The organism is Streptomyces sp. SLBN-31 (assembly GCF_006715395.1).
Lineage (GTDB): Bacteria > Actinomycetota > Actinomycetes > Streptomycetales > Streptomycetaceae > Streptomyces.
Map to the genome: position 1 here is coordinate 4,093,570 of NZ_VFNC01000001.1, position 21,321 is coordinate 4,114,890.

Below are 21,321 nucleotides of genomic sequence, written 5' to 3' on the forward strand. Positions count from 1 at the left end.
GCTTCGTTTCCTCCCCGGCCTGAAGGCCGGCATATCCACGAAGGAATCCCGATGACTGCACGGATGGACAACCCCTCCCTGGTCGTTCCCGGCGCCCTGCAGCCCCTGCTCGACCTGACCGAGGTCATCGGCAAGACGGGCGTGCCCAAGACCACCCTCGATCTGGTCCGGCTGCGCGTCAGCGAGATCAACGGCCGCGTCTACACCTTCCCCGACGAGCAGGCGGGCGCGTGGGACGCGCGGCTGCCCCGGGTGGCCGGCTGGCGCACCGAGTCCTGCTTCGACGAGGCCGAGCGGCACGCGCTGGAGATGGCCGAGGCCGTCACCCTGATGACCGACCCCCAGGACATGGCCTCCGACGAGGTCTGGGAGAAGTCCGCCCAGTACTACACCGACGAGCAACTCGGCGCCCTGGTCATGCACATCGGCCTGGTCAACCTGTGGAACCGGGTCAACGTCGCCACCCGCCAGGACGACGCGGCCTGGCGCTGAGATCAGGGAAGAGGGCCCATCGTGCTCACGCTCATCAACGCCGGTCTGGGCAGGACCGGCACGACCTCGCTGAAGGCGGCCCTGGACCGGCTCGATTGCGGCCCGTCCTTCCACATGTTCGACATCGTCGGCGACGCCGAACGGCTGCGGCAGTGGGAGGAGGTCGTCTGCGACGGCGAACGCCCCGACTGGACGGCCCTGTTCGACGGCTACCAGGCCGCGGTGGACGGCCCCTGCGCCCTGTACTACCGGCAGCTCAGCCAGGCCTTCCCCGACGCCAAGGTGATCCTCACGGTGCGCGACGCCGACAGCTGGTACCGCAGCACCCACGACACCCTGTACCAGTTCGCGCTGCGCAGCATGGCCAACCCGCCCGAGCCCGGCAGTGCGCAGGCCCGGCTGCTGCGCATCACCCGCGCCATGGTCTGGGACGGGCTGTTCGGCGGCCGGTTCGCCGACAAGGACCACGCCATCGACGTCTACCACCGGCACAACGAGGACGTGGTGCGGACCCTGGGCGCGGACAACGTCCTCGTCTACGACGTGCAGCAGGGCTGGGAGCCGCTGTGCGACCTCCTCGGTGTCGACGTGCCGCACGAGGCCTTCCCGCGCACCAACGACACCGCGTCCATGCGGCAGCGGATCGCCCGGGCGGCCGGTACTGCGGCCGCCACCGGTTGAGTTCGGCGAGGAGACTACGGTGCTGATAACGGAAATGACGGTCCCCGGCGCCTACCGCCTGCAGCCGGAGGCATTGGAGGACCGCCGGGGCCACTTCTTCGAGTCCGTGCGCGCCAGCGAGCTGCTGGCCGCCAGCGGCTGGGAGTTCACGGTCCGCCAGGTCAACTACTCGGTGTCGCGGCGCAACACCCTGCGGGGCATCCACGGCACCACGGTGCCGCCCGGCCAGGACAAGTTCGTCACCTGCGTGCGCGGCAGCGCCCTGGACATCGCCGTCGACCTGCGCGTCGGCTCGCCGACGTTCGGCCACTACGACGTCACCCTGCAAAGCCCCCAGACGAAGACGGCCGTGTACCTGCCCGACGGGGTCGGGCACGCCTTCCTCGCCCTGAGCGACGACACCTGCATGAGCTACCTGTGCTCGCAGGAGTACGTCCCCGGCACGATGATCGACGTCGACGCGCTCGACCCGGACCTGGCCCTGCCCTGGGACTTGAAGGAGCCGCCGATCCGCTCGGACAAGGACGCCGCGGCGCCCACCCTGGCCCAGGCGGCGGCGGCCGGCCTGCTGCCCACCTACGCCCAGTGCCCGCCGCGCCCGCTGACCGCCACACGCTAGGCGGGCGTGCGCGGCGGGAGTGGCAGACGGCGGGCGGCATCCTCGGATGCCGCCCGCCGTCTGCCTGCTTTTTTCGGTGCGCCCGGCGCCCCTCACCGGCCGGCGCCCACCAGGTTCTGCCCGTCGAGGGCGTGCGCGCGGATGCCGGCCATCAGCCCCGCCTGCCGCACCAGGTCGCGGTGGTGTTCCGCCCGCGCCACCGGGTTTTGTACGGCCTCGTGGAACGTGGTGAACACCCCGAGGAACTGATCCGAGGCCGAGGCCCGGATCCGCGTCTCGCGGTCCTTCTGCTCAAGGCGCAGCACCGGGCGGGCGCTCGCCGAGGGCGTGAACGCCCACTCCAGCACCAGCCGCCCCTCGCTGCCCCACAGCTCATAGGCCGACCGGTAGCCGTGGGACAGCCCGAAGGAGCAGTGCGCGCTCACCCCGTCGTCGTCACCCAGCAGCGCCGCCCCGGACACATCCACCCCCAGACCCGGATCGAACCTCAAGGCCGCTCCCAGCACCCGCGCCGACGCACCCAGGTAGGCCTGGGCCGCGCGCACCGGATAGCAGCCGACCTCCCACAGCGCCCCGCCGCCCAGGTCCGCCTGGTACTTGATGCCGCGCGGATCGGTCGGCGGAATGCCGAACGTGCCGTGGTAGGAGCGCAGTTGCCCGATCGCCCCGTCGGCGAGCAGCGCCTGCGCCTGGCTGTGCTGGGGGTGGCGCAGGAACGCGAAGTTCTCCATCAGGGCCAGACCGCGCTCCTCGGCGAGCGCGACCAAGTCGCGGGCGGTGTCTTCGGCGGGCACCGCGGGCTTTTCGATCAGGACGTGCTTTCCCGCCTCGAGCGCCCGCCGCGCCCAGGTGGCGTGCTCGCTGTTGGGCAGCGGGATGTAGACCGCGTCGATGCCGGGCACCTCCAGGAGGCGCTCGTAGCCCTCGACGGCCGCGCAGCCGGCGCCGGCCGCCACCCGCCGGGCCTTGTCCACCGAGCGGCTGGCGAGGGCCACCAGATGGAACGGTGAGCGGCGGATCGCGGGCAGGGCCCGGCGCACGGCGATGTCGGCGCATCCGATGATGCCGATACCGGCCCTCTGCTCGGATTCGAGATCGGGCGTCAGATCTTCGTTTTCCACGGGTCCACCTAAACGACGACAGTAAATGCGCATGCCTGAACCGGTATGCCGTCAGCCTGAGTAAGTACACCCGTGCCTGTCAACCAGGAAGCAATTCGAATGCGGAGGCAGCCGGGGAAACTTTCGGCCGGGTGGCCGACGCCGATAAAGTGCGGGCACTGCCTAAATTGGCACGAAGTTACGAGGAGGCGCCACGGTGAAGGGCATCATCCTGGCCGGCGGCAATGGCACGAGGCTCCATCCGATCACTCTCGGGGTCTCCAAGCAAATGCTCCCGGTCTACGACAAGCCGATGATTTACTACCCGCTTTCGGCTCTCATGCTGGCGGGGATCACCGAAATCGAGATCATCACCACGCCCGGGGACGCGGAGATGTTCCGGCGGCTGCTGGGCGACGGCTCCTGGCTGGGCATCACCCTGACCTACGCCGAGCAGGACAAGCCCCGCGGGCTGGCGGACGCGTTCCTGGTCTCCGCCGACCACATCGGCGACGACTCCGTCGCCCTGGTGCTGGGCGACAACATCTTCCACGGCTACGAGTTCGGGCCCATGCTCCAGCGGGCCGCGCAGGACATCGAGGGCTGCGTCCTGTTCGGCTACCAGGTCCGCGACCCCGAGCGCTACGGCGTGGGCACCCTCGACGAGCAGGGCCGGCTCATCTCCCTGGAGGAAAAGCCCGCCCACCCCACCACCAACCTGGCCATCACCGGCCTGTACCTCTACGACAACCAGGTCGTCGACATCGCCCGCCGGCTGCGGCCCTCCGAACGCGGCGAGCTGGAGATCACCGACCTCAACCGTGTCTACCTCGAGCGCGGCCAGGCCCGCCTCATCCCCCTGGGGCGCGGCTTCGTCTGGCTGGACACCGGCACCCACGACGCGCTCATGGAGGCCGGCGACTACGTCCAGGTCCTCGAGCACCGCCAGGGCGTGCGCATCGCCTGCCTGGAGGAGATCGCCTGGCGCATGGGCTACATCGACCGGGAGTCCTGCTACCGGCTCGGCAGCCGCCTGGCCCACTCCTCCTACGGCCAGTACGTCATGGAGATGGCCCAGGCCGGCTGACCCCCCGCAACCGCATCACCGCACGCTCCCGCTCCCGCAACGGAAAGAAGTGCGACAGCGATGAAAATACTGTTCACCGTCGGTGGCAGCCAGGCGGCCGTCTTCGGCGTCGCCCCGCTGGCCGCCGCCGCCCGCAACGCCGGCCACGAGATCCTGCTGGCCGCCGACGAACCGCTGATGGCGGCCGCCCAGTCCGTCGGCCTGCCCGCCGTCTGCATCACCCCCGAGCGCATGCGCTACGGCCAGGACGCCCTGACGGCCGCCGGCCGCATCGACGCCCTGCTGGAGCTGAGCGGGCAGTGGAGCCCGGACCTGGTGGTCGGCGGCCTGTCCCACGTGCCGCGGGTGCTCGCCGCGAAGCTGAAGGTGCCCTACGTCCGCCACATCTGGCACATTGCCCCGATGGCCCGCCGCGACGCGACCGCGGTGGCCGAACTGGCCCCGCAGCTTGAGCGCCTGGGCCTTGGCGAGCTGCCGGACCCCGACCTCTTCATCGACCTGTGCCCGCCGCCGCTGCGCCCGCCCGGCGCGCCGGCCGCGCGGTCGATGCGCTGGGTGCCCCGGGTCAGCCAGCGCCGCGTCGAGCCGTGGATGTACACCCGCCCCGAAGGCCGCCGCCGGGCCCTGATCACCGCGGGCACCCGCAACCTGCTGCTGGACACCTCCGCCGGCTCGCTGCGCCCGCTGGTGGACGAGCTGACCGGCGCGGGCGTGGAGGTGCTGATCGCGGCGCTTCCCGAGGCCGCCGAGCGGTTCGGCGCCGAGCTGGGCGACGTGACCATCGGCTGGATCCCGCTGGACGTGGTCGCCCCCACCTGCGACCTCGCCGTCCACCACGGCGGTGCCACCACGGCCATGACGCTGCTCAACGCCGGGGTGCCCCAGCTGATCGTTCCCGACAACGGCTACGGCAAGGCCGTCGCCGAGGCCATCAGCGGCTACGGCGCCGCCGTACTGGTGGACCGCCACCGGCCGCAGGGACAGGACCCGCAGACGGCGATCGCGGCGGGCTGCCGCGCCCTCCTGGACGATCCCCGCTATGCGCAGCGGGCCCGCGCCGTGGCCGCGGAGGCGGCCGCGCTGCCCACCCCGGACGAGGTGCTGCGCGAGATCGAGACCCTGACCGCCCGCTGACCGCCCAGCCCACCCGGGCATGTGTCACGCCGAATCGCCCCGGGACCGACGGAGAGGTTCTCCGCGGTTCCCGGGGCGATTCGGCGTTGCCGGAGTGCCGGTGTGCCGGCCGTCAGACCAGCGCCTCCAGCCGGGGCACGATCTCGGCGGGCGTGGGCAGCGTCGAGATCTCCTTGGCGACGAACTGCGTCCGCTCGGTGTAACTGGGGTTCTCCAGCAGCTCCTTGCACGCCGCGGCGATCACTTCACCGGGCGCCTTGTCGGGCTCCTGGGCCTGCGGCCACAGCGTCTTGCCGGCGCCGAAGTCGGTGATGGCCTTGGCGATGGCCTCGCGGTGGTAGTTCGGCGGGAACTCCGGCGGGTTCTCCGGGATGACCAGCTGCGGCACGCCGTTGGCCATGAGCGTGGTGGCGGTGGTCGCGCCGCCGTGGTGGACGGCCAGGTCACAGGTGGCGGCGGTGACGTCCATCGGGATCCAGCCCACGCGCGCGGTGCCCAGCTCGGCGCCGAACCGCTCCACGGCGCCGGGGTTCGCCGCGATCAGCGCCTCCGCGCCCAGCTTCTCCAGCTCCTTGACCAGCAGCGGCATGGACCAGCCCGGGTCGCGGAACATCAGGCTGCGGAAACCCGAGGTGATCACCACGCGCTTGCGGCCCTCGGGCCGGGTGTACATCCAGCGCTCCAGCCGGCGCTGGGGGTTGCTGGGGATCCAGCGCATCGGCTGCGCGGCCGGGTCGTGGGAGGGGCGCAGCGACGGCGGGGTGGAGTCCAGCAGCAGATCGGGCGTGAGCAGCCCGTCCACGCCCAGGCGCTCCATCTCCGGGCGCAGCTCCGCCTCGGCGCCGGGGTCGATACCGGTGAGCGGAATGCCCAGGTACTCGATGTGGCGCACGTAGGGGACCTTCAGGTGGGCGGCGAGCAGCATCGCGGCGTAGCTCTGCGAGCTGCCCACGACCACGTCCGGGGTCCAGTCCTTGGCCAGCTCCAGCAGGGACTTCACCCCGGCCAGGCCCATCTGCGCGAAGCCGCGGCCCTGCCCGAACATCTCCTCGTCGCCCAGCTCCCGGGGGAAGCGCAGCCCCTTGCCCGGGTTGCTGATCCGCATGAAGTGCCGGATCGGGTCGACGGTGAAGCAGAAGGTGGGAAGGCCGATGGCCTCCGCGGTCTCCACCCACGGTTCGTGGGCGGCCAGCATGACGTGGTGGCCCGCGTTGCGCGCGGCCGTCGCCAGCGGGGCAGCGGCATAGTAGGTGGCCTGACTGCCCGTGGTTATGAACAGGATTTTCATGGCACTCCGGATGCTTTTCGTGGGATGCGGCCTGCGGCATTCGCGAACTGTACCGATGGTCCGCAGCGCGGCCGTTTTCTGTCAAACACCGGCAATTGGCAAGCCCGTTCATTCGCGGATTTCCCGCAGTTGAACGGGTTATTCTCCGGACGTCGTTGCGCACTCTTCGGCCGCTGACCATCATGAGGTCGGTACGTGGCCAGGAAGCCTCAAAAAACCGGATACCGAAAGTCGGTGGCACATGAACAACCTGATCTACGAAGCCCGGATGGCTCTCCGTGACGTCATGGAAGTGAACATCTACAGCCAGGGAAACGACAAGGTCTATCTGACCGTTTTCCCGGAGCTGGTCTGGGAGGGCACGGAAAAGACGCAGCCGGAGAAGGTCGTGCGCAACGTCATCGGCCTGCTGCACGACATGGACCTGGACGTCGCCGACGGCGAGGCGTCCGTGCGCACCCTGCTGGACGCCGGCCCCGTGGAGATCGTCCGCAAGGCCGCCTGACCGCGCCGCCCCCTCTTTTTTTCTTGTGTTGCGAGTGCCCGCGCCGACCACCGCCGCGGGCACTCGCCGTTGCCGGGTCAGTGCTGGTGGCCGGCGTGGAGGTGGTCGGCGGGGCCGACCACCAGCGGGCGCACCATGTGCTGCTCGTGCTCCAGCATGTGGCAGTGGTGCACGCCGCGGCCGGTGACGGGGAAGCGGACCGCGACGGTGACCAGTTCGCCCGGGGTGCCGTTGGGGCCCAGCCGGATCTCTCCCGCGGTGCCCACCCGGATGACGTCCTTCTCACCGCGCTCGTGCGGTTCGAGTTCGGCCGCCTTCACAAACGCCACCGGTCTCGCCGTCCCGCGCACGGTGCGGTCGAAGCCGGTCACGTCGTAGTTGTCGCGGGAGAGCACCTGGAAGTGGGCCAGGTGGATGTGCATGGGATGGGGGGAGGCGGCGAGGTTGAGGTACTTCCAGACCTCCACACTGTCGTGCGCCACGGTGAACGTCCGGCCGTCGTCGTAGTCCATCGCCGTGCGCCGCAGCGTCGTGAGGGTCCCGTCGGAGTCCTTGACCTGCACGATCCCCGCGGCAGGCAAGGTGATGCCCGCCGCGTCGGCCTCCATCACCTCCTCCATCTCCCACAGTTCGGGCACGTTCGCCGCGCCCGGGCCGACCAGCACCACCCACCGGGGAGCGGCGTCGTGCGGCAGGTCGTGGTGGGTGATCCGCTCGAAGGTGGAGGACAGCACCTCAGGCGGCGCGGTGGAGCGGCCGGCTCGCTTGCGGTCGGCGACGCGGAACTGCATCACGTCGGGCTCCAGCAGATCGTTGCGGGTGCTCGAAGTGCCGGGCGGCACGCCCTCCATGGTGTTGACCAGCTTCACCGCCTGCCCGCGGAAGGCACTGAAGTCGACCAGGACGTCGGCGCGTTCGCCGGGGGAGAGGTTGAGCGCCCCCTCCACCGCCAGGGGCGCATCGAGCAGGCCCTGGTCGGTGCCGATGACCTTCAAGGCGCCCGGGACGGGCCGGCCGTCGGCCAGCAGCATCAGCCGGTAGATGCGGGAGTTGGCGGCGTTGGCGATCCGCAGCCGGTACCAGCGCGCATCCACCTCCAAATAGGGCCAGATCACGCCGTTGACCAGGGTGTAGGGGGCGGCGTGGGTGCGCATGAGCTTGGTGTTGACCATCTCCACCTTGTGCACCAGGCGCCCGGTGAGCGCACCCGAGGCATCCAGGTCGAAGTTGCGGTCGCTGAGGACCAGCGGCACCTCGTGCCGGCCCCGGGGCAGATCCAGGGCCTGCTCTTCTTCGTCGCGGCAGACGAACAGGCCGGCCAGACCGGCGTACACGCTGAAGCGGCTCACATGGTGGGTGTGGTCGTGGTACCACAGCGCCGTCGCGCTCTGGTCGTTCGGGTACGCCGACAACTGCACGTCGCCGGGCGCGAGAAGGTTCTCCATCCAGCCGTCGTTGCCGCCCCCGGTCAGCATGCCGTGCAGGTGCACCGCGGCCCACGGCTTAAGGCCGGCCACCCCGGGCACCTCCTGGCAGCCCGCGGTGCCGGGATAGTTGGACAGCGGGTCGGGGGAGGGGCCGCCGGGCGCACCGAAGTCGACGGCGGTGACCGGAACCGTCCCCGTCAGCTCATTCTCCCAGGCGATACGCAGCCGGCGGCCGCGGACCGTCTCGATCGTCGGCCCCGGATAGCTTCCCTCATACGTCCACATCCGCACCGCGGGCATGTCCGAGTGCACCCGCACGTCGGCGGTGCGCATCCGCACCGTCAGCTCGTCGTAATCGCCGCGCTCGACCGGCCGCAGCACCCGCGGGATGCGCAGCGGGTCGGTGAACTTCGTCAGCAGCAGCTTCTCCGCCGACGGCTCGGGCCCGCCGGGGCCCGCAGCGTGCGAAGCGCCGAAGGCGGAGTAGACGGGCACCAGCGAGGCCAGACCGGCCACGGCACCGCCACGCAGCAGCGTGCGCCGCTTGAACAGGGGCGAGTCGGGTATGTCGGCAGAGGGATTCTCCATCTGCCGGATAGTAGGCAATACCCGCTGCAAAGCCGCTCGAAGTCCCGTCCAGGGCACGGCAGTTCACCCCTGGCCGGAAAGGGCTTTTCTGTTGAGGCCGCCTCGCCCCGGCGGTGGGGCGAGGCGGTGGTCAGGGCCGACGTGGCGGCAGCCTGCGGTGTCAGGTGTAGTAGGGCGAGTTCAGGTCGATGCTGGCGTCTTTGACGACGTCCCCGTCGAACAGGCGTGTCGTTGCCGGGGCTCCGGCCCGGCGGGCTTCTTCGGCGAAGGGGCCCTGGGCGAAGGCCAGGGCGTTCTGTGCGCTGTCGAACTCGTAGAAGCCGCCGAGGGTGTGCGTTCCGATGCCGGACAGCCACGTCTTGCGGATCAGGCCCGGCGCGGTTTTCAGCGCCGCATTGATCTGGTGCCAGTCGAACTGATCGAACGGCACTGCCGTCTGGATCTCGGTGTAGAGAAAGGTCTTGCCCATCACGGACCTCCGGTGTCGGGGGCTGTTCAGCCCGCACTACTAGTACGTGCGTCCTAGTGGGGTGAGCATGGACTAGGATGGCCGTACTAGTCAAGGAGGTCGCGATGGCCGCGGACACCAAGTCCCGCATGATCAGCGCAGCAATCGGACTCCTGCAGCGCCACGGCCTGGCAGCGATGTCCTTCACAGACGTCCTGGCCGAGAGCGGTGCCGCGCGGGGAGCGATCTATCACCATTTCCCGGGCGGCAAACAGCAACTCGCACTCGAAGCCGCCCGCCGCAACGCAGAGGACGTCCGCGGCCACCTGCACGAACTGCCGGCCCGCACGCCACGCGAAGTCGTGGAGGCGTTCCTTGCCGGCGTCCGCCCCGTGGTGCAGGCGTCCGCCGGGGGCGGCGGCTGCGCCATCGCGGCGGTCACCGTCGACGGCGGTGCGGCCATCGCCGACCAGAGCAGCCTGCGCACGGTCGCGGCCGAAGCGTTCACCGGATGGGGCGGCGAGCTCGCCGGGAAACTCACCGCTGCCGGCATGAGCCCGTCCCAGGCCGCCGACCTGGCCACACTCATGATCGTCACACTCGAGGGTGCTCACATCCTGTGTCGCGCCGCCGGCAGCATCGCCCCTTTCGACCGGGCTGCTGCCGCCCTGCTCCACAACCTGCCGAGCACGCACTGAACCGGTGCCGGACCACGACAGCGTGGCGCGCTGACACGATCAGGGCGTCTGCCCGGGCAGCCTTCACCGGCCTGCGGCGCCGTCGACTCGGTTCGCTGACCGAAGAGTTGGCCCAAGCGCGGAGGGCCGCCGAGGAGAGCCGGCTGCACGAGCGCCGAGGCCGCAGTCGGCTGCGGGCGGCCGGCGCCGGCCCGGGTCACCAGCTGGTGTTCACCGACGAGCACACCAACGCTGCACACCAGCAGCGGCGCCCCCTCCAGCGCTCCCTCGGATGCCCTGGTCTGCGACCGTGCCGCCGAGAGGTGAGACAACCCGGCAGGCCGACACGCCCCGCCCTCATGGGTACACAAGGCCCTTTAGACGGCTGCCATCTCGGTGTCCCGGCGCACCAGCGCGGCATAGCGGCCGCCCAGGGCGAGCAGTTCCTCGTGCGTGCCACGTTCGGCGATGCGCCCCCGATCCAGCACGATGATCTCGTCGGCGCCTCGGACCGTCGACAGCCGGTGGGCGACCGTGATGGTGGTACGGCCCGCGCTGGCGGCGTCGATGGCCTGCTGCACGGCCCGCTCGGTCTGGGTGTCCAGGGCGCTGGTGGCCTCGTCCAGGACCAGGACGGGCGGGTCGCGCAGCACGGCACGGGCGATCGCCAGCCGCTGCTTCTCCCCGCCGGAGAACCGATAACCCCGCTCGCCGACCACCGTGTCGTACCCCTCGGGCAGGGACATCAGATAGTCGTGGATGTGCGCCACCCGCGCCGCCGCGACGAGTTCCTCGTCCGTCGCGTCGGGCTTGGCGAAGCGCAGGTTGTCGGCGACCGAGGCATGAAAGAGATACGACTCCTGGGAGACCACGCCGACCGCCGCCGACAGCGTCTCGAAGGACATCTCGCGCACGTCGACGCCGTCGATGGTGACGCTGCCCGAGGTGGTGTCGTACAGCCGCGGGATGAGATAGCTCAGCGTCGTCTTGCCCGAGCCGGTTCCCCCGACGACGGCCAGGCTGTGCCCGACGGGCACCGTCACGTCGATGCCGTCCAGGGTGAGCCGCTCGGCGCCGGCGTAGCGGAAGCAGACGTCGTGCAGGCGCACCTCGCCGCGCAGGTGCGCCGGCACCACCGGCCGCTCCGGCTCGGCGACGTCGACAGGCAGGTCGAGGTACTCGAAGATCCGCCCGAACAGCTCCAGCGAGCTCTGGATGTCCAGACCGATCGTCAGCAGCCGCTGGGCGGGCCGGAACAGGATCTGCTGCAGGGTGACGAAGGCGACCAGCTCGCCGATGGAGACGGACATGCGGCCGCCGCTCGCGGTCAGCCCGGCCACCCAGTAGATCACCGCGGGCATGGCCGCCATGACGACCCAGATGGTGGACTGGTACCACAGGCCCGCCGTGCTCGCGCGCACCTCGGTGTCGGTGAGCTTGCGGGACTGCGCGGCGAAGGCGTCGCTGAGCGACCGCGAACGGCCCATGGTGTGCCCGAGGATGATGCCGCTGACCGACAGCGACTCCTGCACGTTGGAGGACAGGTCGGCGAACTGCCGCTGCCGCGACCGGGTCAGCACGCGCAGCTGGTCGCCGACATGGCGGCTGACCCACACGAATCCCGGCAGCACGACCAGTGACGCCAGGGTCAGGCGCCAGTCGAGCAGGACCATGGCGGTGACGGTGGCCAGCACGGTCGTCACGTCCGACACCAGCGCCGTCGCCGTCGTCGTCACGGTCACCTGCATGCCGCCGACGTCGTTGGCGATGCGGGACTGGACCTCACCGGTACGGGTGCGGGTGAAGAACGCCAGTGACATGCGCTGCAGATGGGAGTAGACGGCGGTACGCAGATCGTGCATGACCAACTGCCCGACCCGCGCGGACAGATAGGTCTGCCACACGTTGAAGGAACTGTTGGCCACCGCGACGGCGACCATGCCCAGGGCCAGCAGGGACAGCAGTCCGGTCCGGCCCTGCGGCAGCGCCACGTCGACGATCTCACGGATCAGGAAGGGGTTGATCAGGGAGACCAGCGAGGATGCCGCGACCAGGAACGCGACAGACAGAAGGCTCTTGCGGTAGGGGCGGAACAGCTTGAGGATGCGCCGCTTCTGCACGGGATGGCGGGCAGTGGCCGACCCGGTGGTCCTCACCCTGGTCTCCTTCTCTTCGGTCGACTCCGGACGACGGCTGCTGCGGCCGGTTCTCACAGCTTGCTGACCAGCTCGTTCCACCGGGTCAGCTCCTCCTGCGACAGCGGCGGCAGGCACGGCGGTTCGCCAGGCGGGCTGACGTGCTGCGTCCAGGGAGTCGGCAGGTAGGTTCCGTACCAGCCGATCGCCATCCACATGAGCCCCTCGCCGAGGTTCCTGCCGATGGCCTTGAAGGCGGATGTGTGCCATGCCCGCATGTCGGTCTCCGTTTCGCCGGCCAACCCTTCACCGCCACCTTCGGCGAGGCCTCTCAAGAAGCGGCGGGCAATCGCTCAAGCCCCGCTGGAGGCGCCGTCGTCAGCCCTTCACCAGCAGGCCGCGGCTGCGCAGCACCCAGCGTTCCAGCGGGCTGAACAGCAGCAGATCGATGGCGATACCGACGGCGAGGATGAGCACGATGGCCTCGAACACCATCGCCGTGTCACTGGCATTGCGGCCGTTTTCCAGCAACTGCCCCAGTCCCACCCCCAGATCGGGGAACGAGGCGATGATCTCGGCGGCCATCAGGGAGCGCCAGGAGAACGCCCAGCCCTGTTTGAGCCCGGCGACGTAGCCGGGCAGCGCGGCGGGCAGGGTGACGTGCCAGATGCCGCGCAGTCCGGTGGCGCCCAGGGTGCGGCCGGCGCGCAGGAACAGCGGGGGCACCTGGTCGACGCCGGAGACGAGGCCGTTGGCGATGGAGGGGACGGCGCCGAGCAGGACGACGGCGTACATCATCTTGTTGTTCAGGCCCAGCCAGAGCACCGCGGGCGGCACCCACGCCACCGACGGCAGGGACTGCAGGCCGGACAGGATGGGGCTGATCGCCGCCCGTACGACCTTCACCCTGGCCACCAGCAGTCCCAGTGGGGTGCCGATCGCGAGGGCCAGCAGGAAGCCGAGCAGGCCGCGGGAGAGCGAGGTCCAGATGTAGCCGAGCAGTTCGCCCTTCAGCCAGGCTTCCCGCAGGACCTGCCACACGGCGGCCGGGGCGGGCAGTTTGGTGGGATCGTCGACGAACTTCAAGGACACCAGGCCCTGCCAGAGGCCCAGCACCAGGGCGACGGCGATGACGGGCGGCAGCATCTTCTCGGTCAGGATCTGCCGCCACGGCGTGCGCGGCGCGGGCACCGTCTCCAACGCGTCCAGGCCCGCCTCCAGGCCGGACAGATCGCTGCCGTTGTCGACGGCGGTGTCAGGGCCGGCCATGGCGGCGGATCTCCCCACGCAGCTCTTCGGTGATCTCGACGGCCAGTTCCGCCACGGCCATGTCCTCGATCCGGCGCGGCTGCGCCATGCCCACCCTCCACTGGCGGGTGACACGTCCCGGGCGGGAGGACAACAGCACCACCCGCTCGGCCAGGCGTACGGCCTCGCGCACGTTGTGCGTCACGAACAGCACCGACAGGCCCGTCTCGGCCCAGATGCGGGTCAGTTCGTCGTGCAGCACGTCCCGGGTGATGGCGTCCAGCGCGGCGAAGGGCTCGTCCATCAGCAGCAGCCGGCTGTCCTGCGCGAGCGCCCGGGCCAGCGCCACGCGCTGGCGCATGCCGCCGGACAGCTCGTGCACCCGCTTGCCGTGCGCACCCTTGAGCCGCACCAGTTCCAGCAGCTCCTCGGCCCGCTCCCGCCGCTCGGAGCGGGCAACGCCACTGAGACGCAGGGCGAGTTCGATGTTCTTGCCCGCGCTCAGCCACGGGAACAGGGCGTGCTCCTGGAACATCAGCGCCGGGCGGCCGTCGGTGGTGATGGTGCCGGCGCTCGGTGTGTCCAGGCCGGCCACCAGATTCAGCAGGGTGGACTTGCCGCAGCCCGAGGCACCCAGCAGGGTGACGAACTCGCCGGGGGCGATGTCGAGGCTGATGTCGTCCAGCACGAGCTGCCCTGCGGCAGGGCCCGGGAACGACTTCGAGACGTGCGCGATGCGGGCGGCACACGGGGCCGTCCCGGCGGCCTCGGCCGCCGCGGGAGCCTCGGCGGCCGAGGCGGCTGTGGCGAGGGTCGTGGTCATGGTCGTCACCTCCTGGGAATCTGATCGAAAACCTGTGTCAGCGGGTGCCGAGACCGGCGTCGTCGACCGTGCTCCCGCCTGCGGCCCCAAGGACCTTGTTCAGGAGCGTGAGGTCGTAAATGCCCTTCAGATCGGGCTTGTTCAGCAATCCGGCCGTGACCGCGTGCTCCGCCTCGGCGTGCAGGGTGGCGGCCAGCGGATCGTCGGTGAAACGGATCGAGGACCACGCCGGGTCCAGGACGTTTGCCGGCAGGGCCTTGCCGGAGTCGGCGGCCAGCTGCTTGTTCGCCGCGGCCTTCGCCGCACCCGGGTTGGCGTTGATCCACCTATTGGACTCGACCGACGCCTTCAGCACCGCCTCCACGGCCCTCGGGTGCTCCCTGAGGAAGCTCTGCCGCACGATGACGTTGGTGATCACGAACTTCTTGCCGGGCCACAGCGTCGCCTCGTCCAGCAGCACCTTGCCGCCCTCGGCGACCAGCTTGGAGGCGGTCGGCTCGGGCACCCAGGCGCCGTCGACGGAGCCGGACTTGTAGGCATCCGGGGTGATCTTGTTGTCGGTGCGTACGACGGTCACATCGCCCTTGCCGCTCTGGGCGTCGACCCTCCAGCCCTGTTCGGCGGCCCAGTTGAGGAAGGCCACGTCCTGGGTGTTGCCCAGCTGCGGGGTGGCGATCTTCTTGCCCTTGACGTCCTTCAACGACGTGATCTTCTTGGGGTTGACGACCAGCTTCACCCCGCCCGAGGCCGAACCGCCGATGATGCGCAGGCTCTTGCCGCCCGACTTGGTAAAGCCGTTGACCGCGGGGGAGGGGCCGATCCAGCCGATGTCGATGGAACCGGAGTTCAGCGCCTCGATCTCCGACGGCCCGGCGTCGAAGAGAGCGTACTCGGCCTTCGTGGCGCCCAGTTCCTTCTGGAACAGGCCCCGCTCACGGCCCACCAACGCGGTCGCGTGGGTCAGGTTGCCGAAGTAGCCGATCCTGACCGAGCCGAGAGCGTCGATCTTCTTCGCGCCGGCGGCGACCTTGGCGATGTCGTCGTCCTTGGCCTGGGACCCGTAGCCACAGGCGGCGAGGGCGAGCAGGGGGAGCATGGCCAGGGCCGCGAGGATGCGGCGCCGGGCGATGGTGGCAGACACGGTAGACGTCCTCTCGAAGGGGAGCGTGCTCAGACGTCCCGCTGCCCGTGGCCGGGTGCGCCGTCGGCGGATGCCGCGGTGGCGAAGGACTCCCCGGCCATGCCCGCGGTGAGGGTGGTGCCGTCCTCGGCGTCGATCAGGATGAACGAGCCGGTGCGCCGGGAGTCGGCGTAGGAGTCCAGGGGGAGTGGCTCGGCGGTGCGTATCTTGACGCGGCCGATGTCGTTGGCGGCGAGCTGTCCGGGGTTGGGGTGCTGGGACAGGTGGTCGAGGGTGAGCCGGGAGGGGATGTCCTTGACGATCGCCTTCACCGTGCGGGTGCCGTGCTTGAGCAGCACCCGCTGCCCGACGGTCAGCGGGGCGTCGGCGACATGGCAGACGGTCGCCTCGATGTCCCGGGTGGCCGGTGGGGCGTCGCCGCTGGGCACGATCAGATCGCCGCGCGAGACGTCGATGTCGTCCTGGAGCAGGAGCGTCACCGACAGCGGCGCCGCAGCTGCCTGGACCGGAGCGCCCAGCAGGTCGATGCCGGCGATGCGGGTGGCCCGCCCGGAGGGCAGCACCGTCACCGCCTCGCCGACGCGGAAGGTGCCGGCGGCGATCTGCCCGGCGTAGCCGCGGTAGTCGGGGTGCTCGGTGCTCTGCGGCCGGATCACGTACTGCACCGGCAGGCGGGCCGGGCAGTGCCCCGGGTCGTGCGCGGCCGGCACGGTCTCCAGGTGCTCCAGCACGGTCGGCCCGGCGTACCAGTCCATGGTCGCGGACGGCTCCACGACGTTGTCCCCGGCCAGCGCGGAGATCGGGATCCCGGTGACCTCCGGCACGCCCAGTTCGAGCGCGTAGGCGGTGAACTCTGCGGCGATCGCCGCGAAGACGGACTCCCGGTAGTCGACCAGGTCCATCTTGTTGACGGCCAGGACGACGTGCGGGACGCGCAGGAGAGCGGCGATCGCGGCGTGGCGGCGGGTCTGCTCCACGACGCCGTTGCGGGCATCCACCAGGATCACCGTCAGCTCGGCGGTGGAGGCGCCGGTGACCATGTTGCGGGTGTACTGCACGTGGCCGGGGGTGTCGGCGAGGATGAACCGCCTGCGCGGCGTGGCGAAGTAGCGGTAGGCGACGTCGATGGTGATGCCCTGCTCGCGCTCGGCCCGCAGCCCGTCGGTGAGCAGCGCGAGATCGGGACCCTCCTGACCGCGATTGCGGGAGGCGTGCTCGACGGCCTCCAGCTGGTCGGCCAGCACCGACTTGGAGTCGTGCAGCAGCCGCCCGACGAGGGTGGACTTGCCGTCGTCGACGGACCCGGCGGTGGCGAACCGCAGCAGTTGTGCGCTCGGGGCGGCTTTCACGGCGGTCGTCATGGCTAGAAGTACCCCTCGCGCTTGCGGTCTTCCATCGCGGCCTCGGAGAGCTTGTCGTCGGCGCGCGTGGCGCCGCGCTCGGTCAGCCGGGAGGCGGCGATCTCCGTGATCACCTTGGCGATGGTGTCGGCGTCGGAGTCGACCGCGCCGGTGCAGGACATGTCGCCGACCGTGCGGTAGCGCACCCGCCGCTTGACGACGCTCTCGCCGTCCTTGGGCCCGCCCCACTCGCCCGCGGTCAGCCACATGCCGGCCCGCCGGAACACCTCGCGTTCGTGGGCGTAGTAGATCTCCGGCAGGTCGATGCCCTCGCGGGCGATGTACTGCCACACGTCCAGCTCGGTCCAGTTGGACAGGGGGAAGACGCGGACGTGTTCGCCGGGGGAGTGGCGGCCGTTGTAGAGGTTCCACAGCTCGGGCCGCTGGCGGCGCGGGTCCCACTGGGAGAACTCGTCCCGCAGGGAGAACACCCGCTCCTTGGCGCGGGCCTTCTCCTCGTCCCGGCGTCCGCCGCCGAACACGGCGTCGAACTTCTCCGCCTGGATCTTCTCGGTCAGCGGCAGGGTCTGCAGCGGGTTGCGGGTCCCGTCGGGACGTTCGCGCAGTACACCCCGGTCGATGTAGTCCTGCACGGAGGCCACATGGAGCCGTAGCCCGTGTGCGGCGACCGCCCGGTCGCGGTAGTGGAGGACCTCGGGGAAGTTGTGGCCGGTGTCCACGTGCAGCAGCGAGAAGGGCACCGCCGCGGGGGCGAAGGCCTTCAACGCCAGGTGGAGCATGACGATGGAGTCCTTGCCGCCGGAGAACAGGATCACCGGCCGCTCGAACTCGCCCGCCACCTCACGGAAGATGTGCACCGCCTCCGATTCCAGGCCGTCCAGGTGGGACACCGTCGTGGCGTCCCGGACCAGCCCCGCCGGCCCCTGCGTCAAAACCGTCATGCCAGCCCCCTCTCGACCAGGAAGGCGTGCAATTCGGCGGCCGTCTCGGCCACCGACCTGCCCTCCGTGCGGATCCGCAACTCCGGGGCGTCCGGCTCCTCGTAGGGGTCGTCGATCCCGGTGAGCCCGGTCAGCTCGCCCGCCGCCTGCCGGGCGTACAGGCCCTTGACGTCCCGCTCGGAGCAGACCTCGACCGGGGTCGCGACGTGCACCTCCAGGTACTCGGTGCCGGCCGCGGCATGCCGGTCGCGGACGGCGGCGCGGGAGGCGGCGTAGGGGGCGATGACCGGGGCCAGCACCAGCACGCCGTGGGAGGCCAGTGCCTGCGCCAGAAAGCCGATCCGGGTCACGTTGGTGTGCCGGTCGGCCCGGGTGAAGCCGAGTTCGTGGGAGAGGAACCGGCGGATCTCGTCACCGTCGAGGACCTCGGTGCGGCGGCCGGTGGCGGCCAGCCGCTCGGCGACCGCGCGGGCCAGGGTGGTCTTTCCCGCGCTCGGCAGCCCGGTCAGCCACACGGTGGCGCCGCGCTCGCGGGTGGCGGCGGCCGCGGCCGGTGCCGCTGGGGTGGCGGCCAGGGTGTGAGCCGTGGTCACGGTGATTGCCCTCCTGAACGTGAGGTGACGTGCCGGACGTGAGAGGTGTCAGGCGGTGGCGAACTCGGCCAGGGTCCGGCCGAGTACGTCCATGTCGATCCGGTGCCAGGAACCGGGCAGTTCCAGCGACCGGCCCTCGGGCAGGGCGGCCGCGGTCGCCTGGGCCGCCGCGCGCAGCCAGTCGCTGGTGCCGCTGCTGTTGAGGACCAGCGTCGGGGTGCGGTAGCCGGCGAGCCGGTCGGCGGGGACGTTGCAGTCGCCGCAGATCGCCACGTCGTAGGCGAGGGTGTGGGCGTTGGCCTCGTTCACCGCCCAGATCGGCCCCTGGCGCCACTGCGCGACCGTGTCCGGGGTCAGCCCGAGGAAGCTGCCCAGGTAGTACTCGACCGCCTCCTGACGCCGGTCCTCGGCCATCAAAACCCGCAGGGTCTTGGCGACGTTCCACGGGGGCTTGGGGAAGCCGTCGGTGCGGTAGAACGGCTCGTGCAGCGCCAGTTTGGTGATCGGGGCGCCCGCGAGGGCCGCCTCGATCGCGAGGTTGGCGCCCGACGATCCGGCGAACACCACCGCCGACCCGCCGGCCTCCTCGATCACCGCCTGGAGGTCCTCGATCTCGCGGGCGACCGTGTACTGCGGTGCGTCCCCGCTCTCGCCGCGTCCGCGGCGGTCGTAGACGTAGGTGGTGCAGTGCGGCGCCAGTTCGGGCACGAGCGCGTCGAAGATGGTGTGGTCGCGAAACGAGCCGTTCAGGAGCACGATCGGCGGACCGTCCCCCGCCTTCTCGTAGGCGATCGTGGTGCCGTCACGGGAAACGACCTTGCGCATACGCACTCCTCACGCCGAGCGGGAGGTGCCCTCACCTCCCCACCTGGCGGCATCTTCGAGTGCCTCGCTGGACCACGGGTCGAAGAACGGTCGTGAGACCCCTGGGCCCCGCTCGCCCGCACGGCGTGAACCCGCGGCTTCGCACCGGCCTTTTTCGCCCCAGGGCCGCGCGGCCCCAGCGGCCCACCAGCGCGGCCACAGCCGCATTCGACTCCCGGCCCCTGTGATGGACCGTGGCGAGACCGAACCCGGCGGTGGCCGTCAGCGGCGCGTCAGGCTCCAGGCGGCGCACGGGGCGACAGCAGGCCGGGCCCGTCCCGTCTGCCGCCGACCACAGGGGAGTTGTTCTCATGAGCGACCGGGCCGAACTCGGTGAGGTGCGTGCCGCCCTCGTGTCGCTGCCCGGTGTGCGGGACGCCGCCGTCCACGTCGCCCGGCATGCCCTGGGCGGCCTGCGGATCATCGCGCACGTGGTGACGCGCACCCCGCCCGTCGAACTGCGGGCCGCCCTACGGGCCCGGCTGCCGTCCCATCTGGTCCCGGCTCGGCTGCACCGGGTGCCGCACATCCCCCTGCTGCCCGACGGCCAGACCGACCACCCCACGTTGGCGGCCCTCACCGCACCCGAACCCGACGCCGCCCCCGTACTGGCGGAGGAGAGCCGGTGGGCCGCGGCGAGCGTGCCGGTCACCCCCCAGCAGCGCGCCCTGCTCCCGCACGCGCTCGCCCACCGCACCACCGGCCGCTGGGTGCAGCAGCTGCACTGGCGCTGGCGCGGCCCGCTGGACACCGGCCGGTTCACCGCGGCCTGGCAGTCGGTGTTCGCCCACGAAAGCGTCCTGCGCGCCGCCTTCGACACCGGCAGCGGGCCACGCCTGGTCCTGCACGAGCACGTGCGCGCCGAGGTCATCCGCCACCCGGCCGGCTCCGTGGACTTCGACCAGCTCATGGAACGCGATCGGCTGCGCGGCTTCGACCTGCGCTGCCCGGGCCTGCTGCGGCTCCACCTCGTCGACGATCCCGCTCCCCACGGCGGTGGCCCGCCGTCGGTGCGGATCCTGCTCACCTTCCACACCCTCGCGCTGGACGACTTCAGCGTGGCCGTCCTGCTGGAGGAGTTCTACCGCGCCTACCTCGCCGGGGGCCGTCTGCCCGGCGGCGAACGGCGCCCCGACTGCCGCGACTACGCCCGCTGGCTCGCCGGCCAGGACACCGCACCCGCCCGCGACTTCTGGTCCTCAGCCGCCCCCGACCCCGCCGCCCTGATACGGCCCGGCATCGCCGGCCCGGCCACCCACATGACCGGATACGGCCGGGCCGAGGCCCGGCTCGGCGCCGCAGCGGCCGGCCGGCTGCGCACCTGGGCGGCCTCCCACGCCTCCACCGAGGCCGGCGCGCTGCAGGCGGTGTGGGCACTGCTGCTGTACCGGGCGGCCGCCACCGCCGGTCCCGCCCTGGTCGGCTTCGGCGTCAGCGTCCTGGGCCGTGGCGTCGCCCTGGACTTCGTCCAGCGGCTGCCCGGCCTGCTGGCCAACTCCCTGCCCATGACCGTCCGCGTCGACCCCGACGCACCCCTGGCCCGGCTGCTGGCCGACCTGCGCGAGCTGGCACTGGAGATGGCCGCCTACGAATGGGTCTCCCTGGAGCAGATCGGCGCCTTCAGCGGGCGCCGGGCAGGCGACGAACTCATCGACAGCCTCGTCGTCTTCGAACACCGAAGGCGCGGCTCCGCCACCCTGCGCTCCGCACTCGCCGCCCAGGGCATCAGCGTCGAACCGCCCCGCCCGGCCGGTACGCCCACCGTCTTCCCCGTCACCCTGCAGGCCCGCCGGGACGCCGACGACGGCCTGCACCTGACCGCCGTCCACGACCGCGCCCGGCTCGCCGACGCCGACGCGGCCCGCCTGCTCGGCCAGTGCGCCCGCCTGCTGCGCGAACTGCCCCACCTGGCGGGCGGTGCGGCGACCGTGTCCGACGCCCTCGCCGCGCTCGCCGACGAGCCGCCGGCCGCCATGGCCTGTGCGCCCGCAGCGACCGCCACCGGTGCACCGACGTGAGGAGAACCCTCGATCATGACCCCCCGCCAGCGGCGCCCCGTCCCGCCCGGCCCCAGCCACGGCCCCGGCGGCCACCTCGCCGCCCGCCGCCGTCCACCCACCCGGCCGCCGCACCCGTGCCGCCCGGCCGCCCCCGCCCGCCGCGGGATGA

Annotated in this window: 21 protein-coding genes; 8 read left to right on the top strand and 13 right to left on the bottom strand. The window is 71.2% G+C overall.

Annotated features, from left to right (window positions below; genetic code table 11):
• Positions 1-51: 51 nt before the first annotated feature.
• Genes FBY22_RS19050 through FBY22_RS19060 form a run of 3 tightly spaced genes read left to right on the top strand, consistent with a single transcriptional unit; the run spans position 52 to position 1,792 of the window.
• Positions 52-492 carry a carboxymuconolactone decarboxylase family protein gene (locus tag FBY22_RS19050; RefSeq protein ID WP_142147034.1) on the top strand — a complete coding sequence of 147 codons (441 nt, stop codon included), beginning with the start codon at positions 52-54 and terminating at the stop codon, positions 490-492.
• Between the two features lie 21 nt (positions 493-513).
• The gene (locus tag FBY22_RS19055; protein WP_142147036.1) at positions 514-1,173 is read left to right on the top strand and encodes a sulfotransferase family protein; all 660 of its coding nucleotides are present in this window, start codon (positions 514-516) and stop codon (positions 1,171-1,173) included.
• A 19-nt stretch (positions 1,174-1,192) separates the two neighbouring features.
• A complete protein-coding gene (locus FBY22_RS19060) occupies positions 1,193-1,792 on the top strand; it encodes a dTDP-4-dehydrorhamnose 3,5-epimerase family protein (protein WP_142147037.1) in 600 nt (199 codons plus the stop codon).
• Between the two features lie 92 nt (positions 1,793-1,884).
• On the opposite strand, the gene FBY22_RS19065 is transcribed toward FBY22_RS19060, so the two are convergent.
• Positions 1,885-2,913, bottom strand: a complete 1,029-nt coding sequence (locus tag FBY22_RS19065; RefSeq protein ID WP_142147039.1) for a Gfo/Idh/MocA family protein — start codon at positions 2,911-2,913, stop codon at positions 1,885-1,887.
• A gap of 196 nt (positions 2,914-3,109) precedes the next feature.
• Here FBY22_RS19065 and rfbA point away from each other — a divergent pair, with 196 nt between their 5' ends.
• Entirely contained in the window at positions 3,110-3,979 is an 870-nt protein-coding gene (gene rfbA / locus FBY22_RS19070) for a glucose-1-phosphate thymidylyltransferase RfbA (RefSeq protein ID WP_142147041.1), read from the top strand.
• Positions 3,980-4,039: 60 nt separating this feature from the next.
• Positions 4,040-5,113, top strand: a complete 1,074-nt coding sequence (locus FBY22_RS19075; RefSeq protein ID WP_142147043.1) for a glycosyltransferase — start codon at positions 4,040-4,042, stop codon at positions 5,111-5,113.
• A gap of 112 nt (positions 5,114-5,225) precedes the next feature.
• Here FBY22_RS19075 and FBY22_RS19080 read toward each other — a convergent pair whose 3' ends face one another.
• Complete coding sequence (locus FBY22_RS19080) at positions 5,226-6,401, bottom strand: glycosyltransferase (RefSeq protein ID WP_142147045.1); 1,176 nt, start codon at positions 6,399-6,401, stop codon at positions 5,226-5,228.
• Between the two features lie 241 nt (positions 6,402-6,642).
• Between FBY22_RS19080 and FBY22_RS19085 the strand changes: the two genes are divergently transcribed.
• Entirely contained in the window at positions 6,643-6,906 is a 264-nt protein-coding gene (locus FBY22_RS19085) for a hypothetical protein (RefSeq protein WP_142147047.1), read from the top strand.
• Between the two features lie 77 nt (positions 6,907-6,983).
• Here the strand turns inward: FBY22_RS19085 and FBY22_RS19090 are convergent, their stop codons facing one another.
• Together FBY22_RS19090 and FBY22_RS19095 are read right to left on the bottom strand one after the other, a co-directional pair.
• Positions 6,984-8,921 carry a multicopper oxidase family protein gene (locus FBY22_RS19090; RefSeq protein WP_142147049.1) on the bottom strand — a complete coding sequence of 646 codons (1,938 nt, stop codon included), beginning with the start codon at positions 8,919-8,921 and terminating at the stop codon, positions 6,984-6,986.
• Positions 8,922-9,081: 160 nt separating this feature from the next.
• Complete coding sequence (locus FBY22_RS19095) at positions 9,082-9,390, bottom strand: hypothetical protein (RefSeq protein ID WP_142147051.1); 309 nt, start codon at positions 9,388-9,390, stop codon at positions 9,082-9,084.
• A 104-nt stretch (positions 9,391-9,494) separates the two neighbouring features.
• Here FBY22_RS19095 and FBY22_RS19100 point away from each other — a divergent pair, with 104 nt between their 5' ends.
• Positions 9,495-10,067 carry a TetR/AcrR family transcriptional regulator gene (locus FBY22_RS19100; RefSeq protein WP_142147053.1) on the top strand — a complete coding sequence of 191 codons (573 nt, stop codon included), beginning with the start codon at positions 9,495-9,497 and terminating at the stop codon, positions 10,065-10,067.
• A 356-nt stretch (positions 10,068-10,423) separates the two neighbouring features.
• Here the strand turns inward: FBY22_RS19100 and FBY22_RS19105 are convergent, their stop codons facing one another.
• From FBY22_RS19105 to FBY22_RS19145, 9 genes are all read right to left on the bottom strand, one after another.
• Entirely contained in the window at positions 10,424-12,202 is a 1,779-nt protein-coding gene (locus tag FBY22_RS19105) for an ABC transporter ATP-binding protein (protein WP_142147055.1), read from the bottom strand.
• Positions 12,203-12,255: 53 nt separating this feature from the next.
• Positions 12,256-12,459, bottom strand: a complete 204-nt coding sequence (locus tag FBY22_RS19110) for a hypothetical protein (protein ID WP_142147057.1) — start codon at positions 12,457-12,459, stop codon at positions 12,256-12,258.
• A gap of 100 nt (positions 12,460-12,559) precedes the next feature.
• A complete protein-coding gene (locus FBY22_RS19115) occupies positions 12,560-13,450 on the bottom strand; it encodes an ABC transporter permease (RefSeq protein WP_142147059.1) in 891 nt (296 codons plus the stop codon).
• A complete protein-coding gene (locus FBY22_RS19120) occupies positions 13,437-14,252 on the bottom strand; it encodes an ABC transporter ATP-binding protein (protein WP_142147061.1) in 816 nt (271 codons plus the stop codon). The genes FBY22_RS19115 and FBY22_RS19120 overlap by 14 nt, the downstream gene beginning before the upstream one ends.
• A 37-nt stretch (positions 14,253-14,289) precedes the next feature.
• Positions 14,290-15,348 (bottom strand): aliphatic sulfonate ABC transporter substrate-binding protein, encoded by a 1,059-nt coding sequence (locus FBY22_RS19125; protein WP_399211490.1) that lies wholly within the window; start codon positions 15,346-15,348, stop codon positions 14,290-14,292.
• A gap of 74 nt (positions 15,349-15,422) precedes the next feature.
• Positions 15,423-16,754 (bottom strand): sulfate adenylyltransferase subunit 1, encoded by a 1,332-nt coding sequence (locus tag FBY22_RS19130; protein ID WP_142147065.1) that lies wholly within the window; start codon positions 16,752-16,754, stop codon positions 15,423-15,425.
• Positions 16,755-16,756: 2 nt separating this feature from the next.
• Positions 16,757-17,695 carry a sulfate adenylyltransferase subunit CysD gene (cysD, locus tag FBY22_RS19135; protein ID WP_142147067.1) on the bottom strand — a complete coding sequence of 313 codons (939 nt, stop codon included), beginning with the start codon at positions 17,693-17,695 and terminating at the stop codon, positions 16,757-16,759.
• Positions 17,692-18,270 carry an adenylyl-sulfate kinase gene (gene cysC, locus FBY22_RS19140; protein WP_142147807.1) on the bottom strand — a complete coding sequence of 193 codons (579 nt, stop codon included), beginning with the start codon at positions 18,268-18,270 and terminating at the stop codon, positions 17,692-17,694. Before cysC ends, cysD begins: the two co-directional genes overlap by 4 nt.
• A gap of 66 nt (positions 18,271-18,336) precedes the next feature.
• Positions 18,337-19,113, bottom strand: a complete 777-nt coding sequence (locus FBY22_RS19145; protein WP_142147069.1) for an alpha/beta fold hydrolase — start codon at positions 19,111-19,113, stop codon at positions 18,337-18,339.
• Positions 19,114-19,463: 350 nt separating this feature from the next.
• Here FBY22_RS19145 and FBY22_RS19150 point away from each other — a divergent pair, with 350 nt between their 5' ends.
• Positions 19,464-21,170, top strand: coding sequence for a condensation domain-containing protein (locus FBY22_RS19150; protein ID WP_142147071.1), 1,707 nt, complete (start codon positions 19,464-19,466; stop codon positions 21,168-21,170).
• Positions 21,171-21,321: the final 151 nt, after the last annotated feature.

Coding starts and splice junctions, on each gene's coding strand:
- FBY22_RS19110 (WP_142147057.1), bottom strand. CDS start 12,459: ATGCGGGCATGGCACACATCCGCCTTCAAGGCCATCGGCAGGAACCTC.
- FBY22_RS19090 (WP_142147049.1), bottom strand. CDS start 8,921: ATGGAGAATCCCTCTGCCGACATACCCGACTCGCCCCTGTTCAAGCGG.
- cysD (WP_142147067.1), bottom strand. CDS start 17,695: ATGACGGTTTTGACGCAGGGGCCGGCGGGGCTGGTCCGGGACGCCACG.
- FBY22_RS19145 (WP_142147069.1), bottom strand. CDS start 19,113: ATGCGCAAGGTCGTTTCCCGTGACGGCACCACGATCGCCTACGAGAAG.
- FBY22_RS19075 (WP_142147043.1), top strand. CDS start 4,040: ATGAAAATACTGTTCACCGTCGGTGGCAGCCAGGCGGCCGTCTTCGGC.
- FBY22_RS19125 (WP_399211490.1), bottom strand. CDS start 15,348: ATGCTCCCCCTGCTCGCCCTCGCCGCCTGTGGCTACGGGTCCCAGGCC.
- FBY22_RS19100 (WP_142147053.1), top strand. CDS start 9,495: ATGGCCGCGGACACCAAGTCCCGCATGATCAGCGCAGCAATCGGACTC.
- FBY22_RS19120 (WP_142147061.1), bottom strand. CDS start 14,252: ATGACCACGACCCTCGCCACAGCCGCCTCGGCCGCCGAGGCTCCCGCG.
- FBY22_RS19095 (WP_142147051.1), bottom strand. CDS start 9,390: ATGGGCAAGACCTTTCTCTACACCGAGATCCAGACGGCAGTGCCGTTC.
- FBY22_RS19080 (WP_142147045.1), bottom strand. CDS start 6,401: ATGAAAATCCTGTTCATAACCACGGGCAGTCAGGCCACCTACTATGCC.
- FBY22_RS19150 (WP_142147071.1), top strand. CDS start 19,464: ATGAGCGACCGGGCCGAACTCGGTGAGGTGCGTGCCGCCCTCGTGTCG.
- FBY22_RS19130 (WP_142147065.1), bottom strand. CDS start 16,754: ATGACGACCGCCGTGAAAGCCGCCCCGAGCGCACAACTGCTGCGGTTC.
- FBY22_RS19115 (WP_142147059.1), bottom strand. CDS start 13,450: ATGGCCGGCCCTGACACCGCCGTCGACAACGGCAGCGATCTGTCCGGC.
- FBY22_RS19085 (WP_142147047.1), top strand. CDS start 6,643: ATGAACAACCTGATCTACGAAGCCCGGATGGCTCTCCGTGACGTCATG.
- FBY22_RS19050 (WP_142147034.1), top strand. CDS start 52: ATGACTGCACGGATGGACAACCCCTCCCTGGTCGTTCCCGGCGCCCTG.